Raw genomic sequence first — 13714 nt, 5'->3', positions numbered from 1 at the left:
GAACCCGGCCCGCTCGTTTGCTCGCCGTCATCTCGACAATGCACGTTCGCCCTCTCCATCAATGTCTTGTTAAGTCTTCGTTGACCATAATATCGGCCAAACGAACGGGCCGGCGCCGAACGCCGGTCTTCCATGTGTCTCGCAGAGATTGGAATTGCCGTGTTTGACCGTCCCGTGGCCGCCTGTGTTGTTGGCCTGCTACCGCCCGGCGCCCGCAGGGCTCTCGAAGCCGCGGCACAATCCGCTGCGCGCGTATCGGCCATCGTCGCCATCGCGTTATCGGCGCTGACGCTCGGCGCCTTCGAGGCGATGGCCGAGGATCGCGCTCTGAAACTGTTCTTCACCCACACAGGCGAGCGGGCGACGATCACCTTCAAGCGGAACGGGCAATACGATGCGAAGGGGCTTGCGCAGGTCAACCGGCTGTTGCGCGACTGGCGCCGCAACGAGCCCGCCCGCATGGACCCCCGTCTGCTCGACCTCGTCTGGGAGATCTATGCGCGCAGCGGTGCCAAAAGCCACATCAACATCGTTTCGGCCTATCGTTCGCCCGCCACCAACAGCATGCTTCGCGGCCGGTCCCGCAGCTCCGGCGTCGCCAAGAACAGCCAGCATACACTGGGCAAGGCCATGGACTTCTTCATTCCCGGCGTGAGCCTGGCGAAGCTCCGTGCGATCGCCATGCAGCTGCAGGCCGGCGGTGTCGGTTACTACCCGACATCCGGCTCGCCCTTCGTTCATCTCGATGTCGGCAATGTGCGTGCATGGCCGCGGATGTCGCGCCAGGAGCTCGTTCGCATCTTCCCGGACGGCAAGACCCTGCATCTGCCCTCGGACGGGCGAGCCTTGCCGGGCTACGACAGCGCCATGACGGACTACAAGCGCCGGGTCTCCGCCACGTCGATCGTCGTGACGACACGTGCGGAGGCACGCCCACCATCCGGGACGACGTCGAAAACCGGCGCGGGCCTCGTTACGGCCCTGCTGCCGACACACAGAAGCCGAGCCCAGGAAGCGCTCGATCTCCAGACGCGGCCGGTACCGGACACCCGGCCGGCCGTCTTTGCCGATCTCGCAGCGCTCAGCGTGCCCGTTCCCACGTTCCGCGCCCCCCTGGTGCAAGAACAGACCGCGACGGGGGCACAGGGTGAACGGAGCGCCACGCCCCCGAGCACGTCCGCTTTCGTGCCCTCCCCTCTGTTCACGGCCCGCGCGGGGCTCGCGCTCGCCGGGCGCACCCTGCGACAGCCGACACCCGCGGAGACAACCCTTGCTGCTGGACGGCAGACCGCGCCGCCTGCATGGACCGTCTCGGGCCGGTCGTTGCTCGGCTGGGCGCTGGCCCGTACCGATACGCTCCACCGCCTCGCGCTTCCGGGATACCTGCGGCGAGGCGTTGCGGCGGCCGCCGCCAGCGTCGCTGTCGGCGCCGACGAGATCTCCGGACATCGCCGCGGTGCATCCGTTCCGTCGGTCCCGTTTCGTACGGATCGCTTCGCGCGGGACGGCTGACGCCGCCTGCCATCACGCCAGATGCGCGCGCACCGGGTGATCCCGGCCGCGGATCTCCACCGTCAGCGTGCGGGTGAAGCTGCGACCGGGCGGAAGCCCTCCTGCAGCCTGCAGGCAGGCGTCCGATACCACAAGCCGACCCTCCAGATCCCGCGTGGCGCGCTCCAGCCGGCTTGCCACATTGACGACGTCGCCGATGACGGTGAATTCCCGGCGTTCGCTCGTCCCCACATTGCCGACGATCACCTCGCCGAAGTGCAGACCGATCGCCACCCGAACCGGCTCGGCGCCACGCAACAGCCGCTTGGCATTCCATGCCGCATAGGCGTCCAGAAGATCGAAGGCGCAGGAAAGCGCGCGCCCGCCCGCATCGGTCTGCGGCTCGACCCCACCAAAGGTCGCCATGAAGCCATCGCCCAGGAACTTGTCGAGCGTGCCGTCGCAGGCAAAAAGCACATCGCATCCGCGTTTCTGAAAACTCCGCAGAAGCGCCAGCGCCTGCTCGGGCGAACGCTTTTCCGCCATGCGCGTAAAGCCGACGATATCCACGAACATCACCGCGACCGCGCGCTTGGAAGGCGCGCCGAAGCTCGAAACACCGTCTCCCATGGCGTGCGCGACATCGGGCGACACATAGCGTGCGAGAGATTCGCGGACGGCATTGTCCTTGATCTGGGCGATCAGCGTGTTGCGGCTGCGCAGAACCGCAATGGCGAGGAACAGCGTGAAGAGGCCGGTCGTCACCACCTGCACCCACATCTGGGTAAGCCCCACGAAATAGGGATCGAGGAAACGGTCCAGCGCCTGCATCTCCGTCAGGTCGCCGGCATCCGTGAACCGCACGGTATCCACCCTGTCGTAGATCGTGTTGATGCCGAAAGACCAGACCGCAATGATGATACCCCCGGTCCAGACAACGAGGATCGGCGAATAGGTCAGCGCGGATTCGGCGAGCAGCAGAAGCACATAGGAAAATTCCGGACCCCGCGTCCGCGTCTGGATCGGCCAGTCGGACGCAAAGTCGCCGAAGGGCGGAAGAAGGATGGTGGACGTGATGAGGGCGACGTCGAGGATGGTGCAGGCGAGCTTGATCGTCCAGGCGGCCGGGTGACGCCGGGTTGCGTAGGGAATATAGCTGAGAGCAAGGAAGGCGAGACTGACGGAGAGATAGTACATATTGCGCGGCCAGGCGGTGCTGACCAGCAGCCACAGCGCGATGACGGCCACGGCACAGAGCCGGACGCGGAACGCGGTCGCCAGACCCGCAAGTTCCGCATCGTGCAGCCGCCGCGACTGCTCGTCGGATGTCGAGCGCCCCGGCAATGCGGCAGACAGTTGAAGCTGAAGCCATTCGAGCATCGGATGAAGTCACTCCCTGCAGCTGCCGTATGCCGCCCTCCGGAGATATTGCTACATCAGCTGCGTGCTCTTTGACATCCGTAAGATCTCGCGAAGGTTTGCGAGACATGAGATGCGCGACGGGGCGAGACGATCCGGCCCGCACGGATCGATAGGCGCGAGAGAGCGCAGCCGATCTCGCCGGGTATTTGGCCACGATAGCGCGCGGTCCGTGCAAGGCGAATGAAGCGCGCCCGGCTGTCCTCGCGCGCCGTCATCAGAGAACGGCAGCCCGAACAGCTTGACCCGAAAAATATGCTAGCACCCCGCGCACTGGCGCAGGGCGCTGATTTCCCGGGAGAGGTCCCGGATGCGGACTTTCAGGTCCTGCCCAGTACCGTCGTCCACCTCTTCATCGCCGAGACAGCGACGTTCCTCGTGGAGAAACAGGCGGGTTTCCAGATCGTCGCGCAGACTTTCCAGCCGCAGGACATGCCGTACGCCTGCCATATCGTTCCTCCTTCGAGGTTGCGTCGCCGTCCCGCCGTCGATTGCGGGTCAGAAGGCCGGAGCGGGGATCCAGTCGGCCGTCACGGCTGCACTGGTCGAGAAGGCCGGGATCTTCCGGGCGAGGTCCTCGATCGTCTGGACGCCGGCTGTGCGAAGCTCGTCCTGCGTGATCAGCAGGGGCTCCACGACGATCCGCGGCGGCACGGGCTGGCCGGCGATCTGCAGCGCCGCCGCGCGGATCGAAACCGCGCCGACGACGGCCGGGTTGGTCGCAGCCGTCGCGACCCAGGGGCTGCCGGTCTCGGTGATCTCCTGGATATCGGCGGTGGAGACATCCGCCGAATAGATCTTCACCGCATCGGACCGGCCGAGATCGGCAAGCGCCAGCTTCACACCCCGCGCAAACTCGTCATAGGGCGCAAAGACAACGGTGATATCCGGGTTTGCCTGCAGCGCCGCCTTGGCCTGATCGGCCGTCGTCGCGGCGCTGGTGTCGCTGACGCTGCCGAAATGCGCCTTCTGCTCGATGCCGGGATGCGCGGCCTTCACCTTTTCCCAGACCTCGTTGCGGCGGTCGAGCGGCGCGAAGCCGGCGACATAGACATAGCCCGCCTTGAAGGCCGTGCCATTGTCCTTGATGGCCTTGTCGAGAGCGAGTTCCGCGAGCCAGTGGTCGGATTGCTCCACCTGCGGGATCTTCGGATTGTCCAGATTGACGTCGAAGGCGACCACCTTGATGTTTTTGCTCAAGGCCTGTTCGACCACGTCGCCGAGCGATTCCGGCAGGCCGTGATCGATCACGATGCCATCGACGCCGAGATTGATGGCCTGCAGAATCTGCTCGCGCTGTTCGCTCGCATTCTGCCGGCCGGGAAACACCCGGAGATCGACGCCGAGCGCCTTGGCCTGCGCCTCCGCTCCCGCCTGATAGGCCTGGAAGAAGTCGCCGGCAGAAATGTAGCTGATCAGAGCAATCTTTGCGCCGCCCTTGTCGAACGGTGCCGGCGCGCCGGGAAGTCCCGCGGCCTGCGCGGGCAGCGCGAGGAAGAGAGGGAGCGTGGCGGTGGAAAGAGCAAGACGGAGGAAGGGCTTCATGGTCGTGGGTTCCCGTTGAACGACGCCGGATCGAGCGTTTACCTATCAGGCCATGTTGTCTATTAATTTGGTAGAGAATAAATATCGCCATTCTCCGCGTTTGCGGATGCATTTTACAAATGCCGCGCCGGGCGTAGAACGTCGCGCGCCGAGGCCCACTCCCTCTGTGGCTTCAGCAAAGGCGACCGCCGCCGTGGCCACGCAATAATATTCTACAAATGCACTCGACAATGACCGGAGCCCGCCTTGCCGCAGGTCCATCGGTGCGGCACGCCTTGCCGAACATCCGGAGACCCCGCCATGCCGCTTCTCGACATTCGTTCGCTTTCCCTCTCCTTCGGCTCCACGCGTGCGCTGGATGCGGCGTCGCTCCGTGTCGAGGCGGGAGAAATCGTCGCCCTGATGGGCGCAAACGGCGCGGGCAAATCGACGCTCGTGAAGATCCTCTCCGGCGTTCAGAGTGCCGATAGCGGCGAGATTCTCTGGAAAGGGTCGCCTTACGCCCCGGCGAGCCCAGCGGAAGCGGCGCGTGCCGGAGTGGTCACCGTACACCAGTCGACGGATGTCGTCGGCATTCCCGATCTCACCGTCGCCGATGCGTTGCTGCTCGACCGCTTCATCGACGGCCGTCAGCCCTTCTTTCTCTCCTCGGCCTCGGTTCGCCGATCGGCTGCCCGCCTTCTGACGGGAACGGGCATCGACCTGCCGCTCGATCGCCGCTTCGGCGATCTCGGCACGGCCGATCGGCAGTTGGTGGCCATCGCCCGCGCGCTTTCCAACAAGGCCGAACTGCTGATCCTCGACGAGCCCACCGCGAGTCTTTCGTCGCTGGAAAGCCATCGGCTCTATGCGCTTCTGCAGGGACTAAAGGCGCAAGGCCTGGCCATTCTCTACATCTCCCATCGCACGGCCGATCTTCAGGCCCTGGCCGATCGCGTCGTCGTCCTGCGCAACGGACGCGATGTCGGGTGCTTCGCGCGACCGATCGATTTCGACGTCGCCATCGAGGCGATGATTGGGCGGGCGCTGCCCACGACCGAAGCACGGGCGGCGGCCGCACCCGGCACACCTCTCCTGCAGCTTCGCGGCGTTACGCTCCGGCCCGACGGGGTACCGTTCGACCTGACCCTTCACGCGGGCGAGATCGTCGCTATCACGGGCGTCCTTGGTGCGGGCAAGAGCCGGCTCCTGTCGACGCTGTTCGGCGTCTATCCCTTGCCGTCCGGCACCATGACGCTCGCCGGCCTGCCCTACCGTCCGAGAGGACCGGCCGACGCCATCGCCGCCGGCGTCTTCATGGCTGCCGAGGATCGCCATCGCTCCTCCTTCATGCCGCCGGGCTGGCCGGGCGCGAGCATCGCCGAAACGATCAGCCTGCCGCATCTTTCCCGCTGGTATCCCTCTGGCTTCATCGACGCACGACGGGAAAACCGCGAGGCCACGAAGGCCATCGAGCGGCTGGGCATCAAGGCCCGCGGTCCGAATGCCTCGGTCTGGTCGCTCTCCGGCGGCAACCAGCAGAAAGTGGTGCTCGCCCGTTGGGATGCCGCCGACAGCCGCATTCTGCTGCTCGACGAACCCTTCCAGGGGGTCGATGTCGGCGCCCGCCAGGATATCATCGACGCGCTGCGCTGCCAGCGGGGACGCGCCACGCTCATTGCAACGTCCGATCCGGACGAGGCCCACGCCGTCGCCGACCGCGTCCTCACCCTCTCCCGCCACACGATCGAGACCGTCACGCACCGCGACACCCGGGCGCTGCCGGCGCTCGGCGACCAAAAGGAAGACGCATGACCTCGCAGGACACCGCACACGCCGCCCCTCCCCTCGATCCGCACGGGGCTGCCTCGTCCCGCCGTCCCGGATGGGATGCCATCCGCGAGGCGGTCCGCACCAGCGCCGTCTTCCTGTTGCTCGCCGGCCTGCTGGTCGTCTTTGCCTTCGCGCAGCCAGCCTTTCTGACGGTCGGAAACCTGATGAGCATCCTGCAAGGCGTTTCCGTCGTCGCCATCATCGGTGCGGGGGTGACCGTGACGCTTGCCATCGGCGGTTTCGACCTGTCGGTCGGCGCCGTCGCGGCCTCCAGCGTCATGGCCGCGAGCTATGCGATGATCGTGCTCGGCCTCGATGCGACGGAAACGGTGCTGCTCGTGATCGCCTTCGGCGCCCTCGTCGGCTTGTTCAACGCGCTGCTCATCGTCCGCCTGGGGGTGCCCGATCTGCTCGCCACGCTTTCGACGATGTTCCTTCTCACGGGCTTGCAACTGATCCCGACCGCGGGTCGCTCGATCTCGGCCGGCCTCATCCTGCCGGACGGCACGACGGCCACAGGAAGGGTCGATCCGGCCTTCCTGCTGATCGGCCGGTCCAGCCTCTGGGGAACCATCCCCGTTCCCGTGGTTCTCATGGCGGCTTTTGCCGTCGTGCTCTTCGTTCTCACCGAAAAGACCCGCTTCGGCCGCGTTCTCTTCGCCACGGGCGGCAACGAGATCGCTGCGCGGCTCGCAGGCGCGAACACCGCCCGCATCAAGATCATCGCCTATGGTCTCTCCGGCGCCCTGGCCTCCGTCGGCGGCATCATTGTCGCGGCCCGCGTCGGCCGTGGCGATGTTTCCTCGGGGGCATCCCTTCTCATGGATTCGGTCGCCGCGTCGCTGATCGGCTTTGCCGTGCTAGGCCTGCGGCGTCCGAATGTCTTTGGCACCATCATCGGTGCCGTGTTCGTCGGCGTGCTGCTGAACGGGCTGACCATGCTGAACGCCCCCTACTACACCCAGGACTTCATCAAGGGCGCCGTGCTCGTCGGAGCGCTGGCGCTGACCTACGGTGTCGCGAGAAACCGGGCGTAATCCAGAACGAAATTCGCCGGCCGACGCGTATGCGTCGGCCGGCGAGTTCTCGATATCAAGGGCCACCGCCATCCGGGACAGGCCCGATGGCGGTGGGTGTCTTAGATCGACTGGTAGGCCAGAATGATCGCGTTCGTCTGCTCGGTGTTGAACGCAGCGATCTGGGTCGAGGTGAAGGCCACCTGCTGTGCGGTTGTCAGGCTGCCGATATCCGCCGTCGAGAGGCCTGCGAGCGCCTTGACGTTGATGGCGGCGATGTCACCCGTCGAGAAGGCCAGGAGATCCTGCGAAGACAGGGCGGCAATCGCTGCCGAGCCAAGCGCTGCAACCTGGGTGGAGGTCAGGGCGCCGATCTGATCCGACGACATGGCATCCAGCTGGGCGGTCGAGAGTGCGGCGACGGCTGCCGTGCTCAAGGCCGAGACCTGCGAGGTCGAGAGCGAAGCCACACCCTCCGTGGTGAGAGCACCGACCTGTGCCGAGCTCAGGGCGCCGGTCTGCGCGGTCGTCAGACCGTCGATCTGGGCGGTCGAGAGCACCTTGATCTGCGCCGTGGAGAGCGCACCGGCCTGGGCCGTCGTCAGTGCACCGAGCTGGGTGGAGGTCAGAGCGGCGACGTTTGCCGTGGACAGGCTGGCGACCACCTTGGCGCTGAGGGCAGCGATTTCCGTCGAGGAGATCGTCGCGATGTCAGCGGTGTCGAGGCCGGCAACGGCTGCGGACGACAGGGCCGCCAGCTGCTTGGTGCTGAAGGCGTCGAGCTGCGCGGTGCTGAGCGCACCGAGCTGGGCAGACGACAGAGCGCCGATGGCAGCCGAGCTGAGCGCTGCGACCTGTTCGGTCGAGAGCGAGGCAAGGCCATCCGTGGTCAGGGCACCCACCTGCGCCGAGGTCAGCACGCCGACCTGGGCCGTCGTCAGACCGTCGATCTGGGCGGTCGAAAGCACCTTGATCTGCGCCGTCGAAAGGGCACCGGCCTGGGCCGTCGTCAGACCACCGAGCTGGGTGGAGGTCAGGGCGGCGACGTTTGCCGTGGACAGGCTGGCGACGACCTTGGCGCTGAGGGCAGCGATGTCCGTCGAGGAGATCGTCGCGATGTCGGCGGTATCAAGGCCGGCAACGGCTGCGGACGACAGGGCCGCCAGCTGCTTGGTGCTGAAGGCGTCGAGCTGCGCGGTGCTGAGCGCACCGAGCTGGGCAGACGACAGAGCGCCGATGGCAGCCGAGCTGAGCGCTGCGACCTGTTCGGTCGAGAGCGAGGCAAGGCCATCCGTGGTGAGGGCACCGACCTGCGCCGAGGTCAGGACGCCGACCTGGGCCGTCGTCAGACCGTCGATCTGGGCGGTCGAGAGCGTCTTGATCTGCGCCGTGGAGAGCGCACCGGTCTGGGCCGTCGTCAGGCCACCGAGCTGGGTGGAGGTCAGAGCGGCGACGTTTGCCGTGGACAGGCTGGCGACCACCTTGGCGCTGAGGGCAGCGATGTCCGTCGAGGAGATCGTCGCGATGTCGGCGGTATCAAGGCCGGCAACGGCTGCGGACGACAGGGCCGCCAGCTGCTTGGTGCTGAAGGCATCGAGCTGCGCGGTGCTGAGCGCACCGAGCTGGGCAGACGACAGAGCTCCGATGGCGGCCGAGCTGAGCGCTGCGACCTGTTCGGTCGAGAGCGAGGCAAGGCCGTCCGTGGAAAGAGCACCGATCTGAGCGGAGCTCAAAGCGCCGATCTGGGCCGTCGTCAGACCGTCGATCTGGGCGGTCGAGAGCACCTTGATCTGCGCCGTCGAAAGGGCACCGGCCTGGGCCGTCGTCAGACCACCGAGCTGGGTGGAGGTGAGGACCGCGAAGTTCGCCGTCGACAGGCTGGCGACCGCCTTGGCGTTGAGCGCGGAAATTTCGGACGACGAGATGGTCGCCATGTCTTCGGTCGCAAAGCCTGCGAGCGCACCCGAGCTGAGCGCACCGAGCTGGATGGTCGTCAGGCCGTCGAGCTGGCCGGATGAAAGTGCAGCGACCTGAGCGGAGGTCAGCGATGCAACCTGGCTGGATACCAGCGCGGAGAGCTTGCTGCTGTCGAGCACTGCAAGCTGCCCGGCCGTCAGGCCCGTTACGGCTGCAGCGGAAAACGCGCGAAGCTGTGTCGAGTTGAACGCTGCCAGGTCTTCCGTGTTGAAGGCGGCAATCTGTTGCGAGGAGAATGCTGCGATCTGCAGCGAGGTCAGTGCACTCACATCGCTGGTCGTGAACGACGCGATCGTGGAGGTGTTGAGAGACTGGATCTGTTTAACGCTGAGAGAAGATACAATCGAGGTCATGGGTGCGCGCCTTCATCGTTCAAGGATTAATATTCTTTCCTCTCCGATGCTTGCGGCGGAAGGCGTAGCCTCGCGTCACAGAGCCTATGATGCGCCGGGCATCTTCAAACGATCGCCATGGCTGCTGCCTGCTCCATCGGGCAAGGCACAGGGTGGCGCTCATTCGAGCGGAAAGAATATCTGGAACATGGCTCACGAGAGCCTGACGTGGGGGCGGCATCATGCATGCAGAGTTAAAGACCCTGCTTCCCACACCTGGATGTATGAATAAATTCGAAGTCTGTGAAGTCCCCTGCGGACGCCCCCGTATCCCGCTCAAGGGGATACCGATCTGTCCACGTCATGATTTGTATCGCGCCACCTTCTAATTTTCGGTTAAAACGCAACCTTAAGAAATACTCTAGGCCTCCGCTCCCTCCCTACATTGGATAACTTGTGCGGAGGTGGCGCTTTTCGCATCGAGAGAGATCCGTGCCCCGCAACGGGGCCGGCGCGCAAGAACATCGGGATGGTTAAGCTGTTTGCTTGCCGTGGTGCACTGCGGCCGCAAGCTCAAGGCAAGGCAACACCACTAAGGGTCGAGGTCGTACCGTCTCTCCAATGCGGCCGTCAGGCCCACGATCAATGTGATGTCCATGGTTATTCATAATACCTTTGCCTCGGCACACCAATCGATGCTTGCCGCCGCGCTGGAACGTGCCCGCCAACAACAACTCTCTCTTCTGGAGCTGTTCCAGATCGCCGAAGAGCTGAACACGAGCCAGCAGAAGGCCGCGGCCGCGAAGCTCTACAGCACGTGGATCGCGTTCAACGACAACAGCCCCGTCCTGCATCTCGCCTACTTCAACTATTCGGTGACCCTGCGCGGCCTGGACGACATGCCCGGCGCCATCAACGCGCTTCAGGCCAGCCTCAAGATCTCGCCGCAGATGGGCCAGGCGCGCATCAATCTCGGCCGGACGTTCGAGGACAGCGGCCTGAATGCGCAGGCCGTGCAGCAATGGCAGCAATATGTCGCCGCGACGCAGGATATCACGCCGGAGAAAATCGGCTATCGCCTGATGGCGCTCCAGCATATCGGCCGCGTCATGGAGAGTGTCGGCCTGCTCGCGGATGCCGAAGCGATCCTGTGGCAGGCGATCGAGCTACGTCCGGACCGCACCGAGGCGGCACAGCATTGGCTGTCGACGCGCCAGCACCAGTGCAAGTGGCCGATCATCACCGCGTCGGAATACGTCACGAGCCGACAGCTGCTGGAAGCCTTCTCGCCGCTGCCCCTCGCCTGCTACACGGACGATCCCATGTTCCAGATGGCGAAGGCCTATCGCTACAACCAGCACCTCGTCGGCCGGATCAATGCCCGCGACATTCTGCGCCCGGCCCCCGCCAGGAAGACCGGCACGACGGAACGCCTGCGGATCGGCTATGTGTCTTCCGACCTGCGCGACCACGCCGTCGGCTTCGCGCTCAGCGAAGTGCTGGAACTGCACGACAAGACGCGCGTCGAGGTCTTCGCCTACTATTGCGGCGAAGCGCGCACGGACGACGCGACCCAGACCCGTATCCGGACGGCCGTCGATCACTGGCACGATATTGCCGCACTCAGCGACCTCGATGCCGCCAGGCAGATCCTTGCCGACGGGATCGACATCCTCGTCGACGTCAACGGCTATACGAAGCATGCGCGCACCAAGATCTTCGCCTACCGCCCGGCGCCGGTGATCGTGAACTTCTGCGGCTATCCGGGAACGATGGCGAGCCCTGTCCATCAGTACATCATCGCCGACGCGCAGATCATTCCGCCGGAAAACGAGCTTTACTACACCGAAAAGGTCCTGCGCATTCCCTGCAACCAGCCGGTCGACCGGAAGCGCAAGATCGCGGCCGGGCCGACACGCGAGGCGGCCGGACTGCCGGACGATGCCTTCGTCTTCGCCTGCTTCAACGGCTCGCAGAAGACCACCGCAGCCTGCTTCTCGCGCTGGATGGCCATCCTGGCCGCCGTGCCCGGCAGCGTGCTCTGGCTGCTCGCCGCGTCGGAGCCCGTCAACGAGCGGCTTCGTCAGCTGGCGACCGACCATGGCGTCGAGCCGGATCGCCTGATCTTCGCACCCAAGGCTCCCAACGCCTTCCACCTCGCGCGCATCGGCGTGGCGGATCTCTTCCTCGATACGTTCCCCTATGGCGCGCATTCGACCGCCGCCGACGCCGTCACCATGGGCCTGCCCGTCCTCACGCTGCGCGGCAAGGGCTTTGCGTCCCGCTTCTGCAGCAGCATTCTGTCGGCCGCCGGCATTCCGGAGATGATCTGCGAAACGCCGGATGCCTATGTCGCCAAGGCCATCGCATACGCCCGCAATCCCGAGAGCCTGCTGGCGGTGCGCCAGTCGCTGCAGGCGCAGCGGGAGACCTGCGCGCTGCGCGACATCCCGGCCCTCGTGCGCCGTCTCGAGGAGCTCTACTGGCAGATGCAAGGCGAAGGCGAGCGCGGCGAGATTCCCGTGCCGCGCCTCGACAATCTCGACATCTATTACGAGGTCGGCGTCGATTTCCTGTCAGATCCGGTCGAGTTCGAGACGGATGCGAGCTACCGCGAGCGCTATCGCCAGGAACTCGCGCAGCGGCATGCCTATGCGCCGATCGCGAAGGACACGCGCTTCTGGACCAATATCGACTGATCCGGCGCGCTGCCGGGGGGCAAACGCGCTCAAACGCAGGCGATCGGAGCAGGTCTTCGGGGCGCTGCGTCGCAACCAGACGAACGACGACATCGACGAGAGGGCAGGACGATATGAACCCCGTGATTTTGGTCACTTTTGCCGGCCGCCAGCAGCGGATGGAAATCCTTACCCAGTATATCCGCAAGGCCATGGAAGCCGGGATCATCGACGAATGGCATATCTGGGATTTCACCCGTTCGGCCGAGGATCGCGCCTGGGTGACGAAAGAATTCGGCCCCGTCCGCTTCATGGGTCCGAACGCTTCCTACCAGAACAAGGGTTCGCTCAGCCGTCTCTCGTCGTTCCGCACCACGGCGAAGATCCATAGCGACCTGCATATCGCGATCATTCCGAACGATCCGTCAAGCGATGCCTACGAACTCGTTATCGGCGGCTGGAACAACACCCACTCCGCTCTCCGCCGCATCACCAAGGGCGACCTGACCAGCTTCGCGCGCGAAACGCATCCGCTGATCTGGACCCGCTCGACCCCCGGTATCCTGTCGCCGGGGCTTGCCAACCACGTCGTTCTCAGCCTCGATGCCGCCGACGTTCCGACCCTGCACGTCAACGGCGTGATGGTGGGCACGTGGCCCGACATCCAGCTGCCGGGCGGCGCGTCGATCATGGTTCGCGGCGGCTGGGGCTCGGACCTCGAGCTCTGCGACGTCCAGAGCCCGGTTCGCCGCTATGTCGGCAACGAGAACGAGATCGCGCCCTACTGGCAGGCCTACAGCTATTACACCAAGCGCCTCAGCGCGTTTTCGGACGCCGTGTTCCTGAAATGCGACGACGACGTCGTCTATCTCGACCTCGACAATCTCAGCAACTTCATCGCCTTTCGCCGCGACAATCCCCATTACTTCATCGTCTCGGCGAATGTCGTCAACAATGGCGTCTGCGCCTACTGGCAGCAGGAGGCCGGCTCCTTGCCCGCCACGCTCGGCCAGTTCGAGCGCCCGCCGGGCGGCTTCGGCGGCACCCTGTGGCAGAGCGCCGAGCGCGCCACGCAGCTTCACGAGTATTTCCTCAACAAGGCGGAGAAATCTCTGCCGCTGCCGAGCCCCGTCATCGACTGGCACGAACGCCAGTCGATCAACTTCATCGCATGGCTCGGCAAGGACCTCGTCCACATGGCGCTGCCGAAGTGCGACGACGAATATGCCCTGACGGTCGATCTGCCCAACTACCTGAACCGCCCCACGGCGATCTATTCCGACTTTACAGTGAGCCATCTGAGCTTCGGGCCACAGGAAGACGGCCTGGCGCTCGACCGGCTGATCGACGGTTACGATGCGCTGATGCGCTCGAACCTTGCAGCCGCCTGACGTGACGACATATCCATGCCGGACCGGCATGGGTCAAAAACGATAAAAGACGA

General features: G+C 65.1%; 9 protein-coding genes. 5 read left to right on the top strand and 4 right to left on the bottom strand.

Annotated elements, in window-relative coordinates:
- Positions 1-153 precede the first annotated feature (153 nt).
- Positions 154-1512, top strand: coding sequence for a peptidoglycan L,D-endopeptidase MepK (locus tag LRX75_RS01320; RefSeq protein WP_420851138.1), 1359 nt, complete (start codon positions 154-156; stop codon positions 1510-1512).
- A gap of 12 nt (positions 1513-1524) precedes the next feature.
- Here LRX75_RS01320 and LRX75_RS01315 read toward each other — a convergent pair whose 3' ends face one another.
- From LRX75_RS01315 to LRX75_RS01305, 3 genes are all read right to left on the bottom strand, one after another.
- On the bottom strand, positions 1525-2871 hold the full coding sequence (locus tag LRX75_RS01315) for an adenylate/guanylate cyclase domain-containing protein (protein ID WP_231811402.1): 1347 nt from the start codon (positions 2869-2871) through the stop codon (positions 1525-1527).
- A 297-nt stretch (positions 2872-3168) separates the two neighbouring features.
- Positions 3169-3360, bottom strand: a complete 192-nt coding sequence (locus LRX75_RS01310) for a hypothetical protein (RefSeq protein WP_231811401.1) — start codon at positions 3358-3360, stop codon at positions 3169-3171.
- A gap of 48 nt (positions 3361-3408) precedes the next feature.
- Positions 3409-4455, bottom strand: a complete 1047-nt coding sequence (locus LRX75_RS01305; RefSeq protein ID WP_231811400.1) for a substrate-binding domain-containing protein — start codon at positions 4453-4455, stop codon at positions 3409-3411.
- Positions 4456-4755: 300 nt separating this feature from the next.
- Between LRX75_RS01305 and LRX75_RS01300 the strand changes: the two genes are divergently transcribed.
- Entirely contained in the window at positions 4756-6249 is a 1494-nt protein-coding gene (locus LRX75_RS01300) for a sugar ABC transporter ATP-binding protein (RefSeq protein WP_231811399.1), read from the top strand.
- Positions 6246-7304 carry an ABC transporter permease gene (locus tag LRX75_RS01295; protein ID WP_231811398.1) on the top strand — a complete coding sequence of 353 codons (1059 nt, stop codon included), beginning with the start codon at positions 6246-6248 and terminating at the stop codon, positions 7302-7304. Before LRX75_RS01300 ends, LRX75_RS01295 begins: the two co-directional genes overlap by 4 nt.
- Before the next feature lie 101 nt (positions 7305-7405).
- Here LRX75_RS01295 and LRX75_RS01290 read toward each other — a convergent pair whose 3' ends face one another.
- The gene (locus LRX75_RS01290) at positions 7406-9613 is read right to left on the bottom strand and encodes a beta strand repeat-containing protein (protein WP_231811397.1); all 2208 of its coding nucleotides are present in this window, start codon (positions 9611-9613) and stop codon (positions 7406-7408) included.
- 635 nt (positions 9614-10248) lie between these two features.
- Between LRX75_RS01290 and LRX75_RS01285 the strand changes: the two genes are divergently transcribed.
- Complete coding sequence (locus tag LRX75_RS01285; RefSeq protein WP_231811396.1) at positions 10249-12291, top strand: O-linked N-acetylglucosamine transferase, SPINDLY family protein; 2043 nt, start codon at positions 10249-10251, stop codon at positions 12289-12291.
- Between the two features lie 113 nt (positions 12292-12404).
- The gene (locus LRX75_RS01280) at positions 12405-13661 is read left to right on the top strand and encodes a DUF6250 domain-containing protein (protein ID WP_231811395.1); all 1257 of its coding nucleotides are present in this window, start codon (positions 12405-12407) and stop codon (positions 13659-13661) included.
- Positions 13662-13714 lie beyond the last annotated feature (53 nt).

Origin of the sequence: Rhizobium quercicola (genome assembly GCF_021168455.1) — a bacterium.
Lineage (GTDB): Bacteria > Pseudomonadota > Alphaproteobacteria > Rhizobiales > Rhizobiaceae > Ferranicluibacter > Ferranicluibacter quercicola.
The sequence above is the reverse complement of the archived record's forward strand: the minus strand, read 5'-3'. Positions and strand labels throughout refer to the sequence as shown.

Bases quoted from the DNA above. Each gene is read 5' to 3' on its own strand.
- LRX75_RS01315 (WP_231811402.1), bottom strand. From the start codon at position 2,871: ATGCTCGAATGGCTTCAGCTTCAACTGTCTGCCGCATTGCCGGGGCGC.
- LRX75_RS01310 (WP_231811401.1), bottom strand. From the start codon at position 3,360: ATGGCAGGCGTACGGCATGTCCTGCGGCTGGAAAGTCTGCGCGACGAT.
- LRX75_RS01305 (WP_231811400.1), bottom strand. From the start codon at position 4,455: ATGAAGCCCTTCCTCCGTCTTGCTCTTTCCACCGCCACGCTCCCTCTC.
- LRX75_RS01300 (WP_231811399.1), top strand. From the start codon at position 4,756: ATGCCGCTTCTCGACATTCGTTCGCTTTCCCTCTCCTTCGGCTCCACG.
- LRX75_RS01295 (WP_231811398.1), top strand. From the start codon at position 6,246: ATGACCTCGCAGGACACCGCACACGCCGCCCCTCCCCTCGATCCGCAC.
- LRX75_RS01290 (WP_231811397.1), bottom strand. From the start codon at position 9,613: ATGACCTCGATTGTATCTTCTCTCAGCGTTAAACAGATCCAGTCTCTC.
- LRX75_RS01285 (WP_231811396.1), top strand. From the start codon at position 10,249: ATGGTTATTCATAATACCTTTGCCTCGGCACACCAATCGATGCTTGCC.
- LRX75_RS01280 (WP_231811395.1), top strand. From the start codon at position 12,405: ATGAACCCCGTGATTTTGGTCACTTTTGCCGGCCGCCAGCAGCGGATG.